Annotated in this window: 25 protein-coding genes; 6 read left to right on the top strand and 19 right to left on the bottom strand. The window is 71.7% G+C overall.

What is annotated here, in order from left to right; genetic code table 11:
• Positions 1 to 49: 49 nt before the first annotated feature.
• Complete coding sequence (locus ACZ7CH_RS27945) at positions 50 to 700, bottom strand: response regulator (RefSeq protein ID WP_458432742.1); 651 nt, start codon at positions 698 to 700, stop codon at positions 50 to 52.
• A complete protein-coding gene (locus ACZ7CH_RS27940; protein WP_458432743.1) occupies positions 697 to 1,953 on the bottom strand; it encodes a sensor histidine kinase in 1,257 nt (418 codons plus the stop codon). The genes ACZ7CH_RS27945 and ACZ7CH_RS27940 overlap by 4 nt, the downstream gene beginning before the upstream one ends.
• A 156-nt stretch (positions 1,954 to 2,109) precedes the next feature.
• On the opposite strand from ACZ7CH_RS27940, the gene ACZ7CH_RS27935 reads away from it, so the two are divergent.
• Positions 2,110 to 3,423 carry an alpha-lytic protease prodomain-containing protein gene (locus ACZ7CH_RS27935; protein WP_360384667.1) on the top strand — a complete coding sequence of 438 codons (1,314 nt, stop codon included), beginning with the start codon at positions 2,110 to 2,112 and terminating at the stop codon, positions 3,421 to 3,423.
• Between the two features lie 73 nt (positions 3,424 to 3,496).
• Entirely contained in the window at positions 3,497 to 4,243 is a 747-nt protein-coding gene (locus ACZ7CH_RS27930) for an MBL fold metallo-hydrolase (protein WP_470375319.1), read from the top strand.
• Here ACZ7CH_RS27930 and ACZ7CH_RS27925 read toward each other — a convergent pair.
• The 5 genes from ACZ7CH_RS27925 to ACZ7CH_RS27905 all read right to left on the bottom strand — a co-directional run bounded on the left by ACZ7CH_RS27925 (position 4,230) and on the right by ACZ7CH_RS27905 (position 9,324).
• Positions 4,230 to 4,652 carry a VOC family protein gene (locus ACZ7CH_RS27925; RefSeq protein WP_360384671.1) on the bottom strand — a complete coding sequence of 141 codons (423 nt, stop codon included), beginning with the start codon at positions 4,650 to 4,652 and terminating at the stop codon, positions 4,230 to 4,232. The two genes, ACZ7CH_RS27930 and ACZ7CH_RS27925, sit on opposite strands and share 14 nt — an antisense overlap.
• Before the next feature lie 10 nt (positions 4,653 to 4,662).
• On the bottom strand, positions 4,663 to 5,097 hold the full coding sequence (locus ACZ7CH_RS27920; protein WP_458432745.1) for a helix-turn-helix transcriptional regulator: 435 nt from the start codon (positions 5,095 to 5,097) through the stop codon (positions 4,663 to 4,665).
• A 44-nt stretch (positions 5,098 to 5,141) separates the two neighbouring features.
• A complete protein-coding gene (locus ACZ7CH_RS27915; protein WP_470375318.1) occupies positions 5,142 to 6,035 on the bottom strand; it encodes a helix-turn-helix transcriptional regulator in 894 nt (297 codons plus the stop codon).
• Between the two features lie 55 nt (positions 6,036 to 6,090).
• Positions 6,091 to 6,894 (bottom strand): SDR family oxidoreductase, encoded by an 804-nt coding sequence (locus tag ACZ7CH_RS27910; protein ID WP_360384675.1) that lies wholly within the window; start codon positions 6,892 to 6,894, stop codon positions 6,091 to 6,093.
• 165 nt (positions 6,895 to 7,059) lie between these two features.
• A complete protein-coding gene (locus ACZ7CH_RS27905) occupies positions 7,060 to 9,324 on the bottom strand; it encodes a glycosyl hydrolase family 18 protein (RefSeq protein ID WP_470375317.1) in 2,265 nt (754 codons plus the stop codon).
• 181 nt (positions 9,325 to 9,505) lie between these two features.
• Here ACZ7CH_RS27905 and ACZ7CH_RS27900 point away from each other — a divergent pair, with 181 nt between their 5' ends.
• Positions 9,506 to 9,952 (top strand): hypothetical protein, encoded by a 447-nt coding sequence (locus ACZ7CH_RS27900; RefSeq protein ID WP_470375316.1) that lies wholly within the window; start codon positions 9,506 to 9,508, stop codon positions 9,950 to 9,952.
• Positions 9,953 to 10,009: 57 nt separating this feature from the next.
• On the opposite strand, the gene ACZ7CH_RS27895 is transcribed toward ACZ7CH_RS27900, so the two are convergent.
• From ACZ7CH_RS27895 to ACZ7CH_RS27870, 6 genes are all read right to left on the bottom strand, one after another.
• Positions 10,010 to 10,462 carry a DUF4396 domain-containing protein gene (locus ACZ7CH_RS27895; protein ID WP_360384681.1) on the bottom strand — a complete coding sequence of 151 codons (453 nt, stop codon included), beginning with the start codon at positions 10,460 to 10,462 and terminating at the stop codon, positions 10,010 to 10,012.
• Positions 10,463 to 10,672: 210 nt separating this feature from the next.
• Complete coding sequence (locus tag ACZ7CH_RS27890) at positions 10,673 to 11,668, bottom strand: YdcF family protein (RefSeq protein WP_360384683.1); 996 nt, start codon at positions 11,666 to 11,668, stop codon at positions 10,673 to 10,675.
• Positions 11,669 to 11,690: 22 nt separating this feature from the next.
• Positions 11,691 to 11,891: a hypothetical protein gene (locus ACZ7CH_RS27885; protein WP_360384685.1), complete on the bottom strand. Its 201-nt coding sequence runs from the start codon at positions 11,889 to 11,891 to the stop codon at positions 11,691 to 11,693.
• Between the two features lie 32 nt (positions 11,892 to 11,923).
• Positions 11,924 to 12,076: a hypothetical protein gene (locus ACZ7CH_RS27880; protein ID WP_360384687.1), complete on the bottom strand. Its 153-nt coding sequence runs from the start codon at positions 12,074 to 12,076 to the stop codon at positions 11,924 to 11,926.
• A gap of 40 nt (positions 12,077 to 12,116) precedes the next feature.
• Positions 12,117 to 12,848 (bottom strand): phosphotransferase, encoded by a 732-nt coding sequence (locus ACZ7CH_RS27875; protein WP_470375315.1) that lies wholly within the window; start codon positions 12,846 to 12,848, stop codon positions 12,117 to 12,119.
• Between the two features lie 46 nt (positions 12,849 to 12,894).
• A complete protein-coding gene (locus ACZ7CH_RS27870) occupies positions 12,895 to 13,341 on the bottom strand; it encodes a YflT domain-containing protein (protein ID WP_470375314.1) in 447 nt (148 codons plus the stop codon).
• 215 nt (positions 13,342 to 13,556) lie between these two features.
• On the opposite strand from ACZ7CH_RS27870, the gene ACZ7CH_RS27865 reads away from it, so the two are divergent.
• The 3 genes from ACZ7CH_RS27865 (at position 13,557) to ACZ7CH_RS27855 (ending at position 17,952) form a co-directional block, all read left to right on the top strand.
• Positions 13,557 to 15,002 carry an aminotransferase class I/II-fold pyridoxal phosphate-dependent enzyme gene (locus tag ACZ7CH_RS27865; protein ID WP_470375313.1) on the top strand — a complete coding sequence of 482 codons (1,446 nt, stop codon included), beginning with the start codon at positions 13,557 to 13,559 and terminating at the stop codon, positions 15,000 to 15,002.
• A gap of 74 nt (positions 15,003 to 15,076) precedes the next feature.
• Positions 15,077 to 15,361: a hypothetical protein gene (locus tag ACZ7CH_RS27860; protein ID WP_470375312.1), complete on the top strand. Its 285-nt coding sequence runs from the start codon at positions 15,077 to 15,079 to the stop codon at positions 15,359 to 15,361.
• 38 nt (positions 15,362 to 15,399) lie between these two features.
• Positions 15,400 to 17,952: an NPCBM/NEW2 domain-containing protein gene (locus tag ACZ7CH_RS27855; protein ID WP_470375311.1), complete on the top strand. Its 2,553-nt coding sequence runs from the start codon at positions 15,400 to 15,402 to the stop codon at positions 17,950 to 17,952.
• 23 nt (positions 17,953 to 17,975) lie between these two features.
• Here ACZ7CH_RS27855 and ACZ7CH_RS27850 read toward each other — a convergent pair whose 3' ends face one another.
• The 6 genes from ACZ7CH_RS27850 to ACZ7CH_RS27825 form a co-directional block, all read right to left on the bottom strand.
• Positions 17,976 to 18,164, bottom strand: coding sequence for a DUF3072 domain-containing protein (locus ACZ7CH_RS27850; protein WP_360384697.1), 189 nt, complete (start codon positions 18,162 to 18,164; stop codon positions 17,976 to 17,978).
• Positions 18,165 to 18,217: 53 nt separating this feature from the next.
• A complete protein-coding gene (locus ACZ7CH_RS27845) occupies positions 18,218 to 18,511 on the bottom strand; it encodes a hypothetical protein (RefSeq protein ID WP_360384699.1) in 294 nt (97 codons plus the stop codon).
• 399 nt (positions 18,512 to 18,910) lie between these two features.
• Positions 18,911 to 19,120: a hypothetical protein gene (locus tag ACZ7CH_RS27840; RefSeq protein WP_470375310.1), complete on the bottom strand. Its 210-nt coding sequence runs from the start codon at positions 19,118 to 19,120 to the stop codon at positions 18,911 to 18,913.
• A 7-nt stretch (positions 19,121 to 19,127) separates the two neighbouring features.
• Positions 19,128 to 19,304, bottom strand: a complete 177-nt coding sequence (locus ACZ7CH_RS27835; RefSeq protein ID WP_470368913.1) for a hypothetical protein — start codon at positions 19,302 to 19,304, stop codon at positions 19,128 to 19,130.
• A gap of 206 nt (positions 19,305 to 19,510) precedes the next feature.
• A complete protein-coding gene (locus tag ACZ7CH_RS27830; RefSeq protein ID WP_470375309.1) occupies positions 19,511 to 20,575 on the bottom strand; it encodes a CU044_5270 family protein in 1,065 nt (354 codons plus the stop codon).
• Positions 20,568 to 21,155, bottom strand: a complete 588-nt coding sequence (locus ACZ7CH_RS27825; protein WP_360384705.1) for an RNA polymerase sigma factor — start codon at positions 21,153 to 21,155, stop codon at positions 20,568 to 20,570. The genes ACZ7CH_RS27830 and ACZ7CH_RS27825 overlap by 8 nt, the downstream gene beginning before the upstream one ends.
• Between the last annotated feature and the right edge of the window lie 155 nt (positions 21,156 to 21,310).

Raw genomic sequence — 21,310 nt, 5'->3', positions numbered from 1 at the left:
GACAATGTTGGATCTTGGTCGACAAAGTTCGATGACGTTCCCGCCCTGGTCACCCGCCGGGCGTGACGATCCCCTGCTCGTAGGCGAACACCACCGCGTGCGTCCGGTCGCGCAGCCCCAGCTTCGCGAGCACGCGGGACACGTGCGTCTTCACCGTCGCCTCCCCCAGGTACAGCGCGGCGGCGATCTCCGCGTTCGACGCGCCCTTCGCCAGCTCCACCAGCACCTCGTACTCGCGGTCGGTCAGCTCGGGCGGCCGGGTGCGCGCGGGTTGCCGGGGTGCACTGAAGCGGGCGATCACCCGCCGGGTCACCTCGGGCGAGAGCAGCGCGTCGCCGCGTGCCACCACCCGCACCGAGTCGACGAGGTCCTCCGGGGAGGCGTTCTTCAGCAGGAACCCGCTCGCTCCCGCCCGCAGCGCCTCGAACAGGTAGTCCTCGCGGTCGAACGTCGTGAGGATCACCACGCGGGTGCCGCCGTCGGCCGACAGGATGCGCCGGGTGGCCTCCAGGCCGTCCATGCGCGGCATCTGCACGTCCATCAGCACGACGTCGGGCCGCAGCCGCGCGACCAGCTCGACGGCCGCGGCACCGTCGCCGGCTTCGCCGACCACCTCGATGCCCGGCTCGGTCCCGAGGATGACCCGGAACCCGGCGCGCACCAGGTCCTGGTCGTCGGCCAGCACGACCCGCAGACTCACACCTTCTCCTCTGTCGGCAGCGATGCGCGCACAAGGTAACCCGCCGAGGTGCGCCGCGGTCCCGCTTCGAGGGTTCCACCGTGCACGGCAACGCGTTCGCGCATGCCCACGAGCCCGAAGCCGCTCTCACCGGAGGGGCGCCCGCGCCCGTCGTCGGCCACCTCCAGCTCCAGTGCGCTGTCCAGGTACCGCATCCGCACGTCGACGTGGCCCGCTCCGGCGTGCTTCACCACGTTCGTCAACGCCTCCTGCACCACCCGGTACGCCGAGACGGCGACGGCCGGCGGCACCTCGCGCGGCTCGCCGTAGACGCCGTGCGAGACCTCCAGACCGGCCGACCGGGCGGTTTCGAGCAACTCGGGCAGGTCGTCGAGTCCGGGCGCAGCCTGGAAGTCCTGTTCCGCGTCGGCCCGCAGCACGCCCAGCAGCCCGCGCAGCTCGCTGATCGCGGTCCGCGCCGTCTTCTCCACGGTCTGCAACGCGTCCCGCGCCAGCACCGGGTCCGAGTCCAGCACCCGCCGCGCCGCACCGGCCTGGATGCCCATCACCGACACGTGGTGGGCCACCACGTCGTGCAGGTCGCGGGCGATGCGCATGCGTTCGGCGGCGATCGCGCCCCGCACGTTCTGCTCCTGCGACCGGCGCAGCTCGTCGGCCTGGAACCCCAGCTGCGCCTGCCGCCGCGCCGCCGTCCACGCCATCTCACCGACCACATAGGCGAAGACGAAGAAGAAGATGTTGAATTCGAGTCCATAGAGGACACGGGCGAGCACCGGGTCCAGAAGGCCGGGCACGAGGTCCTCCGGCACGTCCGGGCCGAGCAGGAACTGCACGAGGTTGAACCCGAGCCACAGGAACATGGCGGCGATCACGCCGATTCGCGACCAGCGCGCCAGCACCCGGTTCGGCTCCCACGCGCCGACGGTGAAGATCGCGAGGAACAGCACGGCCGACGGGACCAGGCTGTCACCGGCCTTGTTCACCTGGGCGGCGATGAACAGCGCCGACACGACCAGCATCACCGCGATCGGGTACCGGCGGCGCACGACCAGCGGTACCGCCAGCGCGACCATCCAGGCGAGCTGCTCGCGCAGGCCGGCCGGGTCGGAGAACGCGTACCCGCCGATGCTGTCCACCAGGACGGTGAACTCGACCCCGCCCAGCAGCACGAGCACCGCGACGCCGATGTCCCGCCGCCGCTGGGCCGGGGCGGGGCCGGGCCGGCGCCACTGCAACCACTGGGGTTCGTCCACCGGCCAACCCTATCTTTCCGGCGGGCAGCGGACGGCGTTCGCACCGGGGACCGGGCAGGGCGAACTCCCGATTTTTATGGCCAATTGGTATGTACCTATTGGTCTGGACCTCATCTTAGGGTGTGGCGGCAACCACCCTGCACGCAAGGAGCGGACATGAACCGCAAGCTCATCGCCGCCGCCACAGCGGCGATCACAGCGGCCGGACTGGCCGCCGCGGTGGCGCTGACGACCAGCGCCACCGCGGCCGACACGACCGACCAGGGCATGCTGACCGCGATGGCCCGTGACCTCGGCATCTCCCCTGACCAGGCGCGTGCGCGCCTGAGCGCCGAGAAGGTCGCCGGCCAGACCGACGCCGCGCTGAGGGCGCAGCTCGGCGCGGCCTACGCCGGGTCCTGGCTGGACGGCACCGGCCGCACCCTCACCGTCGCGGTGACCGACTCGGCGCTGACGGGCGCGGTGCGCTCACGGGGCGCCGTCGCCGTCGCGGCGAAGCACAGCGCGTCCACTCTGGACAGCGCGAAGACCAGGCTGGACGCCAAGGCCACCACGGCACCTGACGCCGTTCCCGGCTGGTACGTCGACGTGCGCACCAACAAGGTCACCGTGCTCGCCCGCTCCGGTGGCGAGGCGCAGGCGAGGGCGTGGGCGGCCGAGGCGGGGGTGCCCGGCGACGTCGTCACCGTCGAGGCCAGCACCGAGGACCCGAGGCCGCTGGTCGACGTCATCGGCGGCAACGCCTACAGCATCCCGGGCGGCGGCCGCTGCTCCATCGGCTTCGCCGTCGAGGGCGGCTTCGTCACGGCGGGCCACTGCGGGTCCGCGGGTGGGCGCACCTCCAACCCCGGCGGCACCATCCAGGGCAGCAGCTTCCCCGGCAACGACTACGCCTGGGTCCGCACCGACGCGGGCAACACCCCGCGCGGCCTGGTCAACCGCTACCCCGGCACCGTCCCGGTCGCGGGTTCCCAGGAGGCCCCGGTCGGCGCCTCGGTCTGCCGCTCCGGCTCCACCACCGGCTGGCGCTGCGGCACCATCCAGCAGAAGAACGCCTCCGTCACCTACCCCGAGGGCACCATCACCGGCCTGACCCGCACCAACGCCTGTGCGGAGCCCGGTGACTCCGGCGGCTCGTGGCTGACCGGCGACCAGGCGCAGGGCGTGACCTCCGGCGGGTCCGGCAACTGCCAGTCCGGCGGCACCATCTACTTCCAGCCGGTGACCGAGATCCTGCAGGCCTACGGTCTGCGCCTGGTCACCTCCGCCGGCCCGACCACGACCACCCAGCCGACCACCACGACCACGAGCACCCCGCCCGGCGGTGGTGACTCGTGGGCCGCGTACACCTACTACGCCACCGGCGCCCAGGTCACCTACGACGGCGGGTCCTACCGCGCGCTGCAGGGGCACACGGCCCTCCCCGGCTGGGAGCCGCCGAACACGCCCGCCCTCTGGCAGCGGGTCTGACGGCACTCCCCTCCCACCGCCCCCGACGGCCACCCGCCGCCGGGGGCGGCCCGTGTGCGGCTAGGGTCGTCCGGTGGTGAGCCTGCGCCTGACCGTGCTCGGCAGCGCGACCCCGTACCCGGCGGCGGACAACCCGTGCTCGGGCTACCTGGTGTCGCACGGCGACACTCGCGTGTGGATGGACGCGGGCACCGGCACCCTGGGCCCGCTGCAACGCCACACGTCGCTGGCCACCCTGGACGCCATCTGGATCTCGCACCTGCACGCCGACCACTGCGCCGACCTGCTCACCGCGTTCTACGCCCTGCGGTACGCCGACGTCTACCGCGCGCCGGTCCCGCTGTTCGGCCCGCCCGGCACCGCCGACCGGCTCGCCGCGTTCCTCACCAACGGCCCGCGGCGCAGCCCGGTCGAGGACGCCTTCGCGATCACCGAGCTCACCGACGGCCACGAGGCGCGGATCGGCGGCCTGCACCTCACGTCCAGGGCGGTGCGGCACGGCCTCCCGGCGTTCGCGGTGCGCATCGAGGCGGGGACGTCCCTGACCTACTCCGGTGACACGGCACCGTGCGCCGCCCTCACCGACCTCGCCCAGGACACCGGCCTGCTGCTGTGCGAGGCCGACGGCACAGTGCCGGACGAGGCGCACCACACGCCGGAGCAGGCGGGCGAGACGGCGCGGCAGGCACGGGCGCGACGGCTGGTCGTCACGCACGTGGGCCGCTCCCTGACCCCGCAGGACGCGGTCACCCGTGCCGGCACCCGCTACGAGGGGCCGGTCGGGTACGCCGCGCCCGGCGCCGTGCTCACAGCTGGTTGATGCGCACCAGGTTGCCGGCCGGGTCGCGGAACGAGCAGTCCCGCACGCCCCACGGCTGGTCCTCGGGCTCCTGCAGCACCTCGCCGGCGCCGGTGGACTCGACCCACTTCCGCGCGCGGTCGAAGGTGCCCTGGAGGTCCTTCGTGGCCAGTGACAGCGCCGTGTAGACGCCCTTGGCCATCAGGACGGCGATGGTGCGGCGTTCCTCGTCGCTCACGCCGGGGTCGGCGGCGGGCGGGTGCAGCACGATGCCGGTCTCCGGCTGGTCGGGTGGCCCGACGGTGATCCAGCGCATGGTGCCCTGGCCGACGTCCTGGCGGACCTCGAAACCGAGTGCGTCGCGGAAGAAGCCGAGTGACTTCTCGGGGTCGTCGGCCGGCAGGAACGCCGCGGCGATGATGACGGACATGGCGGTCAACCTAATCGGACGGACCGGCCGCCGCTTCTCGATTCCTGATGGGTCGCATCACGGCCTTCGCGAGGCAGTTCGGGATGCCCTGGCCGTCCTCGGCCGCGACCTTGCGGTACTGGCTCGGCGACATGCCGACGAGCTCGGAGAACCGGGTGCTGAACGTGCCGAGCGAGGTGCAGCCGACCTCGAAGCAGACCTCGGTGACGGACAGGTCGCCGCGCCGCAGCAGCGTCATGGCCCGCTCGATGCGGCGGGTCATCAGGTAGCTGTAGGGCGACTCGCCGAACGCCGCGCGGAACGCCCGCGACAGGTGCCCGGCGGACAGGTGCACCCCGCGGGCCAGCGCGGCCACGTCGAGCGGCTCGCGGTACTCGCGGTCGATGCGGTCGCGCACCTTGCGCAGGAGCACGAGCTCCTGCAGGCGCGGGTCGGAGGCGGTCACGCCGACCAGCGTAAGACCCGCGCCTGACAGATCGCTGACTCTCCTCAGCCGGGTGTCCGCGCCCCGGTCGCCTGCCGGTCCTGGCCGGCCGCCCACGACGCCAGCAGTGCCAGGCCGTCCGCGGCCGGCGTGCCGGCGGGTGCGGTGTAGACGGTGAGGAGCAGGCCGGGTTCGGCGGGCAGCTCCATCGACTCGACGTCCAGGTCCAGCCGGCCCACCACCGGGTGGTGCAGGCGCTTCCGGCCGGACCGGTGGTGCCGGACGTCCTGGGTCGCCCACCGCTGCCGGAACGGTTCACTGCGCGTCGACAGCTCACCGACCAGGGCGACCAGCTCCTCGTCGTGGGGACTGCGCCCGGCCTCCAGCCGCAGCTTCGCGGCCACGTCGCCGACGATCCGGTCGTAGTCCACGAAGAACGCCCTCGCCGCCTCGGGTTCCAGGTACACGAACCGCGCGGTGTTCGCCGGCCGTCGCGCATCCGCCGGCAGCGGTGCGTACAACGCGCGGGCGAGCTGGTTCGTGGCCAGGACGTCGTACCGGCCGTTGCAGATCCAAGCCGGCGCGTCGGTGATGGCGTCGAGCACCTGCTGGAGCGCCGGACGCACCGTCACGGCGGGGCGCCGGCGGCGTGGACCGCCGGGTGTCCTGGACTGCCGCGCGAGGCGGAACAGGTGTTCGCGCTCGGCCTCGTCGAGCCGCAGGGCGGCGGCGACCGCGTCGAGCACCCCGTCGGAGGCGCCGGCGAGGCCACCGCGCTCCATCCGCACGTAGTAGTCGACCGACACCCCGGCCAGCACAGCCACCTCTTCGCGCCGCAGACCTCGGACCCGGCGGTTGCCGCCGCCGTGGGCGGGCAGTCCTGCCCGTTCCGGCGTGAGCCGCGCGCGACGCGAGCTCAGGAACTCCTTGATCTCGGTGCGGAGGTCGGTCGTCGCCATCCCCTCACCGTAGGCGTTGGCCAGACGGCGAGGGAGGTCCTGCCGGTACCCCGCACTACGTGCCCGACGCGGTCGTCGCGATGCCGCCGTCCACCGGGATGACGGCGCCGGTGAGGTAGGACGCGGCCCGGCTGGCGAGGAACACGGCGGTTCCCGCCATGTCGTCGTCGCGGCCCAGCCGGCGCAGCGGGGCCTTCGCCGCGATCCGGTCGCCGGCGGTCTCGATCGTGGACGCCATCATCTGCGACGGGAACGGTCCCGGCGCCACCGCGTTCACCGTGATGTGCTGCGGGCCCAGCTCCCTGGCGAGCACCCTGGTGAGCTGGTGGAGCGCCGCCTTGCTGCTGGCGTAGGAGTAGTTGGGCGCCTCGGCGACGTGGATGGCGGCGATGCTGCCCACGTTGACGACCCGTGCGGGGTCATCGGCGGTGCCTGCCCTGCGCAGTGCCGGGAGCAGTGCCTGCACCAGCCAGAACGGCGACTTCACGTTGAGGTCGAGCACGGTGTCCCAGCCCTCGTCCGGGAACGTCTCCAGCGGCTCGCGCCACATCGCGCCCGCGTTGTTCACGAGGACGTCCAGGCGTTCCGAGCCGGCCTGCACGAGATCCGCGAGACGCCGGCACTCGTCGTGCCGGGACAGGTCGGCGGGGATCGCCCGGACGTCGCCGAACTCGGACAGCCGGCGCTGGGCCTCCGCGCACGCGTCCTCGTTGCGCGAGCTGATGACGACGCGGGCGCCCGCCTGCAGGAGGCCGCGCGCCATCATCATTCCGATGCCCCTGGTGCCACCGGTGACGAGCGCGTGCTTCCCGCTCAGGTCGAAGAGCTCCGCGTGAGTGGTGAACCGGTTGTCCGCCATTGGTTTCCGTCTCCCCTTGGTTCGGCTGCCGCGGAAACGCTGACACGCGTCCCGGGGCGTCCGGGAGACCCTGCTGTGACCGGTACTGCGAGAGCCCCTGAAGCAGAACGCGGGTCCCGAGCGGTCACACCCGCCCAAGACCCGCGTCCTGACGATCACCGCCTGCTAGCAGGCGCCCTGGTCGCGCCAGACGCCCCACTCACCGGTGGTGCCGGGCTCCTCGCCCTGCGTCCACCACTGGGCCCGCCACTTGCGGCCCTTGTGCGAGACGTCGTTGCCGCCGTTGTAGACCTTGCCCCGCTCCCACGCCGGCAGCGCGCACACCGGCGGGTTGGAGGTGGTCGTGGTGGTGGTCGTTGTCGTGGTGGTCGAGGTGGGCGGGGTGCCGCCGCCGATCCGCGGGTGGTCGGCGGAGATGGCGTAGGACTGGCCGCCGAAGGTGAACACGAAGTTCGACGGCGTCGAGATCGGCAGCTGGTAGCTGACGGTCAGCTCGATCGACGCGCCCGGTGCGAGCGACTGCCACGACGGCAGCGCGAGCTCCGCCTTCTGGAAGTCGCCCTTGAGGCCGCCGACGTTCGGCCCGCTGTGCCCCTTCGACACGACCTTGAGCCCGAACCCGGACTGGTCGGCCATGCTGCCCGGCGCGCTGGTGCCGTAGTCGAACGCGATCTTCGTGCCACCGGGGATGGTGACGTTCGAGCGGTTGGTGAACTTGATCTTCGGCGTGATCGGGTAGTTGTTGTCGCCCAACGCGAAGCCGTGGACGTCGACGTCGACCGCGAGCACCTGTGACTGCTGGGTCGTGGCCTTCGCCGCACCGTAGGGCGCCGCGCCGTTCAGGCCGGTGTCGATCGTCGACAGCAGCGTGTCGCCGATGAAGTACTCCTTCTTGACCGAGTCGTACCGGTAGTCACCGGCGAGCTCCCAGATCATGATGCCACCGAGGCCCTTGTCGCGGACGTACTTGGCCTTGGCCGCGATCGACTGCTCGTTCTCGGTGGAGAGGAACACCTTCTTGTCGTTGTTCCACAGCCACGGCGACTGCATGGTGGTGTCGTAGAACGGCGAGTAGGTGCCGGTGAGCCGGTCGGTCGGGTCGTTCACCGGGTCGAGGCCGTACTGCGCCGAGTACGAACCGGTGATCTTGTTCTCCAGGTTCTTCGTGTGCCACAACGGGTTCACGCCCGACGGGACCTCGGCACCACCGGCGGTGACGTCGTGCCAGAGGTTGTCGATGCCGGTCGCGCCGTTGCCGCACGGCGTGGTCGAGCCGACCGACGTGCCGGTGCCGGGCGGGCACTGCGACTGGTTGGGCAGGGCCGCGCGGCCCCACAACCCGTTGGTGCCACCGGTGACGCCCTGCCAGCCGCGCGAGTAGAACGGCACGCCGACGTTGATCCGGCCGGCCTGCATGGCACCGCGGTAGTAGTGGTAGGACCAGTCGGTGTTCAGGTAGCCCATGCCCTCGTACTGCGGTGCCGTGTACACGCCACCGGCCGCGAGCTCACCGTCCTTGCCGTCGTCGTACAGCGCCGCGTTCGGGCCCACGAAGTGGTTCCACGAGCCGTGCAGGTCGTAGCTCATGACGTTGAGGTAGTCGAGGTACTTGACGACCTGGTAGGTCTCCTGGCCGCGCAGCAGCCAGCCGGAGGCGGGCACGGCGGCGGTCAGCAGGTAGTGCTTGCCGTCGGCGGCACCGGCGCGGTCGAGCTTCTCGCGCAGCGTCTTCATGATCGCCTGGTAGCCGGCCCACAGCGTGCCGCGGTTGGCGTTGGAGATCCAGAAGTCGTCCGGGTTGCCGGCGTGGTTGTTCGACGTCGCGTACTCGTAGTCGATGTCGGCGCCGTTGAACCCGTACTGGCGCAGGAACGCGACCACGCTGTCGGCGAACGTGTCGATCGCCGCCTGTGACTGGCCGAGCTTGTAGAAGCCGCCGGAGGCGTTGCGGGTGCCGTCGGCGTTGAAGAAGCCACCGGTCTCGGCCCAGCCGCCGACCGAGATCAGCGTCTTGACGTTCGGGTGCTGCTTCTTGTACTTCGTCAGCTGGTTGAAGTGGCCCTTGTAGGGCAGCGACGGGTCCATCTCGGCACCCGCGACGCCCGGCCACTCCATGCCGATCGAGGAGTTGTTCGCGTCCGGCGCACCCACGGAGATCTTGTTCTGCGCGTCGATGTGGGCGAACGCGTAGTTGAGGTGGGTGACCTTGGTCCAGGGGACGTCCTTGGCGAGGTAGCCCGGCTGGCCGTTCTTGCCGGTGCGCCAGCTGGTGAAGTACCCGATCACCCGGCGGGACTTGTCGGTCCCCATGTTCTCGCGGCCGGCGGTGTCGTAGACGGTGCAGTAGGGCACGTCGACGCCCGGCGTCTTGTACAGCCCGTCCGGCCGGCAGTCCTCGTGGGCTGCGGCTGCGGTGGGCGCGTTCGTCACGGCTATCAGGGTCCCGGCTAGCAGGGCTAGCACCGGGACCACTCTGGCGAGCAGGCGCAAGGGAAGGACCTCCTGGCTAGGGCGGCGGCCACTGCCCCGAACCGTAAAATGGTCCAGACCTTTGCGTCAATACTCGATCACTGACAAGAGGTGTCAGCGGTATCGGTTCAGCATCTCCACCATGACTGCAAACGATTTCGACTTCCTCCACGGGCGCTGGCGGGTCGCCAACCGCAAGATCGCCGACATCGCCGGGCGCGGCACCGAGTGGGTCGAGTTCGGCGCGCGGGCCGACGTGCGGCCGGCGCTGGGCGGCGCGGCGAACGTCGACACCTTCGACGCCGGCGACTGGGAGGGCATGACCCTGCGGCAGTACGACCCGGCCGCCGGCCTCTGGCGCATCTGGTGGGCCTCGACCCGCGCGCCGGGCCAGTTGGACCCGCCGCTGGAGGGCCGGTTCACCGGCGGGCACGGCGTGTTCCTCGGCGAGGACGTCGTCGGCGGGCACGCGGTGGCGGTGCGGTTCGACTGGACGGCGGGCCCGGCACCGGTGTGGCGGCAGTCGTTCTCCTACGACGGCGGCGACACCTGGCAGGAGAACTGGGTCATGCGCTTCGAACCGGCCTGACCGGCGAGGAGCGCGGGGCGCCGGGGCGGGTACCCGGCGTCCCGCGCCCCACCCGGCTCAGTGGTGGTGCCGGTGCACGACCGCGTGCCCCTTGCCGCGCGCGATCATCCACCGGTTCACCGGCACCGTCACCGCGAACGCGACCGCCAGCGAGAACACCAGCGCCGCCCAGAACACCCAGTCCGCCAGTCCCGCGTCCATCGCACCCGGCACCAGCAGCATCACCGCGTTGTCGACGACCTCCATCACGGCGATCGACACGGTGTCGGCGGCCAGCGCGACGCCCACGGCCGCCTTGAGGGCGAGGCCGGAGCGCAGGACCGGGCGGATGGTGAGCGAGTAGCCGAACAGGAACGCCAGCGCCACGGCCAGCACGACGGTGGCCAGGTTGCCCCAGCCCAGCGCGGTGCCGACGACCATGCCGAGCACCTCGCCGATCGCACAGCCGGTGAGGCAGTGCAGCGTCGCCGAGACCGCCTGGCGGGTCAGGCTCACGGGTGCGTGGTCCATCTCGTCCTCCTCCGTCAGCGCCGAACGGTACCCCTAGGGGGTATGGGTATCAAGGAGGCGGACAGGTACGGTGGCTCACACGACGAGGCGCCTCCTCACGGCCCTCTGCGTGCTCGGGAACTGCCGAGTCCCGTCCACACGGCACCGTCCACAAGGCGCGGAGAACCCAGCCGCGAACAACGCCGCGGACGTCACGTTCGCCGGCTCGCGCTAGCCGATCTGGGTCAGCGCCAGCCCGCCCGCCATCAGCACCGTGCACGCCAGCGCGTGCACGCCCGGGTTCTGCGCCAGCAGCGCCACGAACTCGCGGATGAACGCGCTCGGCACGAAGTACCACGCCGTCGGCGCGCCGATCACCTGCATCCGCAGTCCGTGCGAGCGGGACAGCACGGCGGTGCGGAACACGTGGTAGTTGTTCGTCACCGCCACGACCGACCCGGTGAGCCCGCGTTCGACGAGCAGTTCCTTGCTGTAGCGCAGGTTCTCGTCGGTCGTGCCGGCCTGGTCCTCCAGCACGACGTCGTCCTCCGGCACCTCGCGCTCCAGCAGGTACCGCTTCATGGCGAGCGCCTCGGACACGTCCTCGTCAGGACCCCTGCCGCCGGTCACGACGATCACCGGCGTGCGTCCGGCTGAGCGTTCCCGCAGGTAGAGGCGCAGGGCGCGGTTGAGCCGGCTCGCGAGCAGCGGGGGCACCTGGGAACCGACCAGCCCGGCGCCGAGCACGACGATGCCGTCGAACCCGCTGCGCCGGCCCGTGCGGCCGTAGATCACCGAGTACAGCAGCAGGCTCACGAACAGGAACGCGATGTAGGCGGAGACGAGGAACAACCCGATCGCGCTGCCGCGGACCCAGTCGTTGGGCTGGGTGATGCCCCAGAAGAAGTAGGCCATCTCGCCGAGCAGCGCGAGACCAGCGAGGAACGACAGGAGGTTGCCCAGCGACCGGCCCTCGCGGCGGATCATCACCAGGCCGTTGGCCAGCAACGCGAGCGGCAGCAGCAACAGCCCGAACACCGCCAGCGCGAACGCGAGCAGCAGCGGCAGGCTCACCGCCGGGTTGTCCCGCCCCGCTTCGGCGAGCAGCAGCAGGAACAGCACCAGCGTGATGCCGAGCCAGATGGCGTTGCTCAGCCTGCGCCGGTCACGGACCACTCCGACGAGGAAGAACAAGGCGGGGATTACGACGAGCAGACCTACCAGCACCGGCCAAGGGTAGTACCCGTGATCACGCGCCGCTCTCGGGCAGGGGCCTCTCGGCGCCCTCGGCCTCCTCGGGAGCGGGCTGCGGCTTGGGGCGGGGCCTCAGCTGGACGACTCCGGTGGTGAGGTCGAGGGGACCGGTCTCCTCGAAGTCCTCACCGGTACCGGAGTCGCCTGCTTCGCTGCGGAGCTTGCGTCCGGGGAACAACTCACCCAACTGACCCATGCCCCGACCATACCGCTCGGACCGGCGGCGGGTCAGAAGACGGCGATGAGCAGGATGATGAACAGGACCACGACGGCGATCGGCAACCACGCGTTGAGCGGGCGCCTGCGGTAGTGGCTGCGGACCGTGGTGGAGCGGAACCAGCTGTACGGCGTGCGACGTCGGTGCCGCTGAACCCAAGGCATTTTTCCTCCCAGCGTTTCGTTGCACCGGGAATACCCAAAGTCAGAACCAGCTACTCCGGTTCTTGATGCCTTCCAGGCCGCTGGCGGCCATCGCCGGGTCGCCGTTGTCGTTGCCGAAGAGCACCTCGTACCACGGCCCGATCCGGTGCCACAGCAGCGAACGCTCCCGCAGCTCCGGCGTGACGCCGTAGGTCGCCGCCAGCGCGTCGGCGAACTCCGGCGGCGTCGAGTGCAGCGCCCACGCCAGGTCGATCGCCGGGTCGCCGACGTGCACGTCACCGAAGTCGATCACGCCGGTCAGCACGCCGTCGCGGCCCAGCACGTGCTCGGGGCCGAGGTCGCCGTGCACCAGCACGTCCGCCGGTGCGGCCGCGACCGCGTCGAGCAGGTCGGCCTGGTCGGGCACGAGCGGCAGCACCTCCGCGCGGAACCGGTCGAGCGGCACCGGCGGTGTCCCCACGCCGCGCGCGACCGCCCCGGCCACCGGGACCGCGTGCAACGCCAGCAGGAACTCCCCCAGCTGCTCGCCCTGCACCGCGTTCAGCGTCGCGAGCTCAGCACCGGGCACGAGCTCGTGCCGCACCACGAACGGGTCCACCGAGACCAGTTCCGGCACCGGGACGGGCAGCGGCAGCAACGGCGCGAGCCACGGCATCACGACCGTCTCGCGCCGCAGCACCGCCTCGATCGCGGGGCGCTGCGGCCGCCGTTCCACCCAGCGCTCGTCGACGAGCGTCGCCGTGCTGTCCCAGCCCTGTCCCAAGAACGTCACGGCGCCAGTGTGGCAAGCAGGTCCCGTGCGCCGGAACCGAATTTCGTCAGAGCACGTACTTGCCCGCCTGGCTCGCGTGCTCCCCGTCGACCAGCACGTCGTAGCGCTTCGCCTCCAGGGTCATGACGCTGGAGAAGTCGCGCTTGCCGCGGGTGGTCCAGTGCGCGGCGAACCCGAACACGGCTCCCCAGAAGGCACCGATCACCAGGCTGAGCACCAGCATCCACACCCAGGCCACACCGGAGGTGAACAGCCCGAACAGCAACCCGATGAGCACGCCGAACCAGGCTCCGCCGGCCGCACCGGAGACCGCGGCCTTCGCGCGCGTCATCCGGCCGGTCACCTGCTCGACCGTGCGCACACCGTCGCCGATGATCCGCACGTGCTCGACCGGGAACCCGTCGTCGGACATCCGGTCCACCAGCCGCTGGGCCTCCGCGTAGTCGGAGAAGCTCGCGAGCAGGCTCGACCGCGCCGCCGGCTGAGCAGGCACAGGCACGGGGGTGGTCGCCGGTTCCGTCGTTCCAGCCTCAGGAGTCACGGTCTACGACTAACCGGTCCGGGCGCCGCGCAAACACCAGGCCGAGCTACCGCCGCCGGCTGCGCACCGAGCTCGGCCTCGAACCGTCGGACCACATCCGGGCCCTCGTCCGCCCGCTGCTGCGCGCCTGAGGTTCGAGCCTCGGCCGGACGGGCTACTCCCCGTCCATGGACCACAGCAAGGCACCGGTGCTCGAAGCGCTGCAGGACTTCCGCTCACGCGGCTTCGTGCCGTTCACCCCACCCGGCCACCGCCAGGGCCGCGGCGTCGACCCGCGCGTGCTCGACGTGCTCGGCGAACAGGTGTTCACCGCCGACGTGGTCGCGCTGAACGGCCTGGACGACCGGCTGATGAGCGGCGGGGTGATCGAGGAGGCCCAGCAGCTCATGGCCGACGCCGTGCACGCCGACCACGCGTTCTTCTCCACGTGTGGCAGCTCGTTGTCGGTCAAGAGCGCGATGCTCTCGGTGGCCGGCCCGCACGAGAAGCTCATCGTCCCCCGGCACGCGCACAAGTCGGTGGTGTCCGGCCTCGTGCTGAGCGGCGTCAGGCCGGTGTGGCTGAGCCCGCGCTGGGACGCCGACCTGCACCTGTCGCACCCGCCGGGCCCCGACGAGGTGCGTGCCCTGCTGGAGGCGGAGCCCGACGCCAAGGGCGTGCTGCTGGTGACCCCCACCGACTACGGCACCTGCGGTGACATCAAGGCCATCGCCGACGTGTGCCACTCGTTCGGCAAACCGCTGATCGTCGACGAGGCCTGGGGCGCGCACCTGCCGTTCCACGCCGACCTGCCGCCGTGGGGCATGGACGCCGGCGCGGACGTGGTGGTGACGAGCGTCCACAAGTCCGGCGCCGCCGTGGAGCAGAGCTCGGTGTTCCACCTCCAAGGCGACCTCGTCGACCCCGCGGTGCTGAAGTCCCGCGAGGACCTGCTCGGCACGACCAGCCCGACCTCCCTGGTCTACGCCACCCTCGACGGCTGGCGCCGGCACATGGTCGAGCAGGGCGAGTACCTGCTGACGGCCGCACTGGCACTGGCCGGCGCGACCCGTTCCGCGATCTCCGCACTCCCCGGTCTCCAGGTCGTGGACTTCACCGGCCTCACCCACTCCACCGACCCGCTCAAGATGGTCATCGACGTGTCCAGCCTCCACATCAACGGCTACCAGGCCGCGGACTGGCTGCGCGCCGAACAGCGCGTCACGGTCGGCCTGTCCGACCACCGCCGCATCGTCGCCCAGTTCACCCACGCCGACGACCAGCGCACCGCCGACATCCTCGTCGAGTCGCTGCAGGCGCTGACGCGGGCCGACCTGCCCACGCCGAAGCCGGTCGACCTCCCCTCCCCCGACGACCTGCAGCTGGAGACGGCGATGCTGCCGCGCGACGCGTTCTTCGCCGAGGTGGAACAGGTGCCGGTCGACAAGGCCGCCGGCCGGGTGGCCGCCGAGATGATCACGCCCTACCCGCCGGGGGCGCCCGCGGTGCTGCCGGGTGAGGTCATCAGCGAGGAGGTGCTGGCCTACCTGCGGAGCGGGCTGGCGGCGGGGATGGAGCTGCCGGACCCGGCCGACTCGGAGCTGGAGACTGTGCGGGTGGTGGCACGGGGCTGACGCCGGGGGAAGTGGGCGGCTCGCGCTGAGGGCGACCGCGCCGGTAGCGGCTCGCGGTGGCGGCGACGACCTGCGTGGAAGACGCGGCTTGCGGTAGCTGGGACGGCTCGCGGCGGCTGGCGTGGCTCGGGTTCGCGGCGCCACCGCGTTCGCGACGCGGCTCGTTCGCGGCACGGCGCGGCTCGTTCGCGGCACGGCGCGGCTCGTTCGCGGCACGGCGCGGCTCGTTCGCGGCACGGCGCGGCTCGTTCGCGGCACGGCGCGGCTCGCGGCGCGAGCCGCCCCTCCACCGGACAATTCCTGTCCTGCCCGACACCGCCGCCGGCGTTGACCGCTCCTCCTACCCCGCGCCAAGGTGAGAACGTTCTCACCGCCGAACTCCGGGGAGCTGACAACGATGTCAAGGCTGCTGGCCGCCTTCACGACCGCCCTCCTGCTCGCTCCGACCCCCGCCACCGCCGCACCCTCGTCCAGATGGCAGGTCCACGGCCCCTCCGCGCTCACCGCCACGGTCGAACTGATCAACGGCTCGCCGACGCTGGGCGTCACCCGCAACGGCGTCCCCTTCCTCGCCCCCGCTCCGATCGGCCTCCGGACCACCACTGCCGACCTCACCACCGGCCTGCGCCTGACCGCCAGGAAGGACCGGACGGTCACCGAGCGCTACTCGATGACGACCGGCAAGGAGCGGCAGCGGTCCACGACCATGACCGAGACGACGCTGACGTTCGAGGGCGCGGGCCGGTTCGACCTGGTCGTGCGGGTGGCCCCGGACGGCGTGGCCTACCGGTACGTGCTCCCGGCCGCCCACACCGTCACCGGCGAGGCGTCCGCGTTCCGGCTGCCCGCGGACGCGCCGGCCTGGCTGCTCCCCTACAACGCGTGGTACGAGCAGAACAGGGTGCGCACGACGGCGGGCGCGGCCACCGGTGAGTTCGGCTACCCGTCGCTGTTCCGGGCGGACGGCGCGTACGTGCTGCTCACCGAGTCCGATGTGGACGGACCGCACTCGGGCAGCCGGTTGCGGCGCACCACCGGCGACTACGAGGTCGTGCTCGCCGACGCGCAGGTGACGCTGACCAGGACGCCGTGGCGCACGGCGGTCATCGGTGACCTCGCGACCGTCTCGACGTCCACGCTCGTCGACGACCTCGCCTCACCGTCCAAGCTCGCCGACACGTCGTGGGTGAAACCCGGCAAGGTCGCGTGGTCGTGGCTGAGCGAGCACGACAGCCCGCGGTCGTTCGAGCGGCAGCAGCGGTACGTGGACTTCGCCGCCCGGTCCGGCTGGCCGTACGCGCTGGTCGACGAGGGGTGGAGCGCGCAGTGGGTGCCGGAGCTGGTCCGGTACGCCCGCGCCAAGGGGGTCGAGGTCCTGCTGTGGCTGCACTGGACCGACCTCGACACCGCCGAGGAGCGCGACACCCTGCTCCCCCGCTTCAGGCAGTGGGGCGTGAAGGGCGTGAAGCTCGACTTCATGGAGTCCGACTCGCAGGCGCGGTACCAGTGGTACGACGCGGTGCTCGCCAAGACCGCGGAGCTGCGGCTGATGGTGAACTTCCACGGCTCGACGATCCCGCACGGGCTCGCGCGGACATGGCCGCACATCATGACCATGGAGGGTGTGCGAGGAGCGGAGAACTCGCCGCCCGCGGGCAACAACCCCGTGCAGTTCTTCACCCGCAACGTCGTCGGCTCGATGGACTACACGCCGGTGTCGCTGGAGGTCGGCACGCGGGAGGCGTCGGTCGCGCACGAGGTGGCGTTGCCGGTGGTCTACGAGTCGGGCTGGACGCACTTCGCCGACAAGCCCGAGGCTTACGAACGGCATCCGCAGGCGTTGCGGTTCCTCAACCAGGTGCCGACCACGTGGGACGAGACGCGGCTCATCAGCGGTGACCCCGACACGCACGCGGTTGTCGCACGGCGCAACGGCGCGCGTTGGTTCATCGGTGCGATCTCGGCCGACGCGCGCACGCTCGACGTGCCGCTGTCGTTCCTCGGTGGCGGGCAGTGGCTGGTCGAGACGGTCCGGGACCCGGCTGTCCGCGGTGACGTCACGCGTGACCGGCAGGTGGTGTCGTCGGCTCAGACGCTGGCGCAGGCGGTGCAGCGCAACGGCGGGTTCGCGGCGGTCGCGTGCCGTTACCGGCCCGGTCTGCAAACCTGTGACCAGGTGATTCCGCAGGTGCCGGTGACGTCGTTGACGATCACGCCGACCGAGGTGGACGTCGCGCGGGGTGCGTCGTTCGAGGTGTCCGGGACGTTCACGAGCACCGCGGACGTGTCCGACGTGGTGCTGACGGCGGCCCCTCCCGCGGGCTGGATGGTCACCGGTGCGCCGGTGACCAGGACGAAGCTGCGGGCGGGCGAGACGGTGACCGGCACCTGGACGGTGCGGGCGGGTGGCCCGGTGGGGTTCACGGACGTGCCGGTGTTCGCGGAGTTCCGCGCACATCAGACCGTGCACGTGGAACGGGCGGTGCGTGCGTTCGTGCCGCCGCCGGTGCCGAGCGGGACGCCGTTCGCGAGCGACCTGCCGTTCGTCAGCGAGTCGAACGGCTGGGGTCCAGTGGAGCGGGACCGGTCCAACGGTGAGACCGGCGCCGGTGACGGGCGGCCGTTGCAGATCGCGGGCGTCACCTATGCCAAGGGCCTCGGCACGCACGCCCCGGCTGAGGTCTCCCTCTACCTGGGTCGCGGGTGCCGGGCGTTCGACGCGCTGGCCGGCCTCGACGACGAGACCACGTCGCCCGGTTCGGTGAGCTTCCAGGTGTTCGGCGACGGGCGGTTGCTGCACGACAGCGGTGTCGTGCGCGGCGGCGACCCGGCCCGGCCGGTCTCGGTGGACACGACCGGGGTCCGGATGCTGGGCCTGCGGGTCACCGACGGTGGCGACGGCCGCGACTTCGACCACGCCGACTGGGCGGACGCCCGCCTGTCCTGCTGACGCACGGCAACGGCCGGGGCAGGTCAGGTGCCCCGGCCGGTCTTCTCCTGCAACCGGTCGATGAGCTGCGACGCCTCGACCTTCGTGAGCTCGCCCGGCACCTCCTCGCCCGCCTCCTGCGCGAGGGTGTGCAGGTACGACTCCTGCGGCCCGGTCATCGGCTCGTCACCGGTCGTCCAGTCCTGCGGGTCCTTCTCCGGCGTGCGGTTCACGATCGTCCCCTTTCACTCGAACGCCCGTTCGAGATACCCGAGGGGACGCCGGTTCACACCCGGATCGGGGTGGTGGGCGGCACGGCCTGGCTCGGCAGCACCACCGCGGGCTGCCCGGTGCCGGACTGCGCCAGCAGCCGGTGGGCCACCGTCAGCAGCGTCCGCGCCTCCATCAGCTCGCCGTGCGCGAGGTGGTCGTCGGCTGCCCTCACACAGGCCAACGCCTGCGGCGGCACCGCTCCTGCCAGGGACAACGCCTCCCGCAGGTCCTGGACGGCCGGTCCGGGTGCCCCGGTGCGGAGGTGGGTGAGTGCCGAGGTAACGGCATCGTCGAGATGCACGGTCATCGCCGCCTTTGAACAGCCGAAGGTATCGCGCCGACTGCTTGACGCGCCGGACGCGAATACCCGGTCCGATCCACCTCAAACCACGACTTCACCCGTTCCGGTCACGGTGGCGGTATGCGGGTGGTGGCGAACTGGCGCGAGTACAGCACGCCGTGGCGCGGTGAGCCCACCTCCTGCCCCGACATGCGACTGATGGCCGTCTGCCGGCTCGCCCACGCCCACGGCACCCACACTGCCCGCCACCCCTCCCTCCCCAACCCCCCGCTTGACCGCACGCGGGGCCCTTTCGTGCGCTCCTGTCGCACGCGGGGACCTTTCGTGCGATGCCCGCGCGCGAGGGCTACCTGCGTGCGCAACGAAAGGGCGCCCTCCGAGGAGGGCGCCCTTGGGGAGCGAGGGTCAGAGCTCGTCGAGCGGGCGGCGGGTCACCGGCGGTGTGACGTCGCCGAGAACCGGGGAGGCGGGACCGGTCGCGGGCACCTGCTGCTCGGCCACGACCCCGGTCGAGGTCTCGGCCGGCACGTGGCCGCGCGCCGTGTCCCCGCGACCGCGCCGGTACGCCTGCGGGAGCACGGCCTCGGCGCGACGAGCCAGCCCTCCCACCGTCACTCAACGCTCACGAGGCCGGCCGCAGGTCCCGATCACTCGCCACCAGGTCGCTCCACGTGCGGCCGCGCTGGCTCGGCGGGGCGGACCCGTCCGCCGCGCAGATCGGGTACACCAGACCGAAAGGAACCGGCTGATCGAACTCGTCACCCGTGTGGACGTCTACCAGCCGACGCACGTGTGCCATCACAACCACTCCTCACGACCGAACAGGGCCGCACGCATCCGGCAATCGCCGGGGCGGGGGGACCGGGGTTTGGAATCACTGATTACCCCGCGAGCTGCGCGAACATGCGCGCAAACGTTGCTGCATAAGAGTGAAACAAGTGTCCTAAGTGGACAAAATCACGGCGGGGACACCGCTGTGCCGCACAAGATCACCCCTCGACGCGATCACTTCGGCGCATTCCCCGCGCGGTCGACCACGGCGAAGTCCACCGCGGAGGAGGAGACCTCGGTGCCCGGCTCCAGGCCCTCCCACGCGCCGGTGCCGGGGCGGAGCAACACCCACCGCGTGCCGATGTACCGGCCGGTCGCCGGGTCGATGATGATGTCCTCGCGGGCGTCGGCGCGCGCCAGGCCGAGGGCGGTGCCGGTCTTGCCGTCCAGGTTCGCCGTCTCCTCGGTGACCCGCAGGTCCGGCAGGTGCTGCAGCGCCTGGTAGAGCGCGGACCTCAGCTCCTGCGACGCGTCGGGTGCCGCCAGAACCGTTGCGGCGTGGGACAACGCGTTCGCGGCGTCGTTGCGCGCATCGGCCCACAGGCGGTCGTACAGCGCCTGCGGAGCGGTCGGCAGCGAGGTGAGGAACCGGGGGTTGGGCCGGTACCAGCTGCCCGCGCGCTCGGTGCACGGCTTGCCCCAGTCCGGATCTCCGCCGAGCTCCTCGTTCACGTCGGGGTAGTCGCCGCACGGTCCGCGGCGCTCTTGCACCGGCGGGTTGCCCGCGAACAGCCCTCCGTCGCCCTCGGCCTCGACGAGGTCGTCACTGCCGACCAGCCACCGGCTGCCCAGCGTGGAGCGGCGTTCCAGCCACTCGCCGGTGCGGTCGGCCGGGACCCAGACCTCGACGAGGGTGTGGATCAGTGCCGAGAGGGGCTTGCCCGTTCTGGTCGTCGCACTGCCCACGTCCCAGGAATGCGTTGCCACGTAACGGTACTGGCCCTCCGACGGTGCGGTGTGCGCGGTCGTGGCCGCGGCGGCGCGGCGCAACGTCTCCGCGGCGCTCGCGGCGGGACCCGAGTCGTCCGACCACAGCGGGGGGACGGCGACGAGGGCGCCGACGACGAGCGTGACCGCCGCCGCGGCGACCAGCCAGCGCTTCCTGCCGGGCCGCGGCGCCTCCGCCGCCAGCATGCGGGCGAGCGCCCGTTCCCGCGCCGCCGCGCTGAACGCCGGACCGGCCGGCTGGTCGGCGATCGCCTGGTCGAGCTCGTCGTCGGTCCACATCTTCTCAGTCATCGTTGTTCTCCAGGACGATGTCGGGACACGCGGTGCGCAGCTGCCGCCGCACGCGGTGGAGCCGGGACCGCACGGTGCCGACGGGGATGTCGAGCGCCTGTGCGACCTCGGCGGAGTCCAGCCCCGCCCAGCCGGTGAGCAGCAGCACGTCGCGGTCACGCGGTTCGAGCCGTTGCACCGCCACGGCGAACTGGCGTGCCCGGACCTCGGCGTCCACGGTGTCCACGACGCGGCTCTCGTGGCTGTCGCTCTCCCGCCCGTGCACGAGGCGCGCGTACGCCTCGCGTTCCCGCCGGCGCCCTCGCAGGTGGGTGTGCAGCAGGTTGGTCGCGATGCCGAAGAGCCACGCTCGCGCCGATCCGCGCGAGGGGTCGAAGCGGGCACGGCTGCGGATCGCCGAGACGAACACGTCCCCGACGAGGTCGTCGGCCGCCATCGGCACCCAGCGGGCCAGGTAGCGGTGCAACTCGTCGGCGTGGCGGGTGAACAGAGCTGTGAAGTCCTCCCCGTCCGAGTGCTCCGCCGAGCGCTCGTCGTCTGGGGGGACTCCGTCCCGCGAACTGCGGTTGATCACGGTCATCACACAGGTACTTAGCCGCAGCCCGCTTCCACGTTCACCGGAGTGGCCCCAGCGTACCGGCAAGCTGGGCCACCCACCGCACCCGTCAGCGTGCTAATTCGAATTATTACAAGGGGTTGACGACACCTGGGCCGCCGCAGCACAATCCGTGCCAA

The organism is Lentzea sp. NPDC037011 (genome assembly GCF_055607425.1).
The sequence above is the reverse complement of the archived record's forward strand: the minus strand, read 5'-3'. Positions and strand labels throughout refer to the sequence as shown.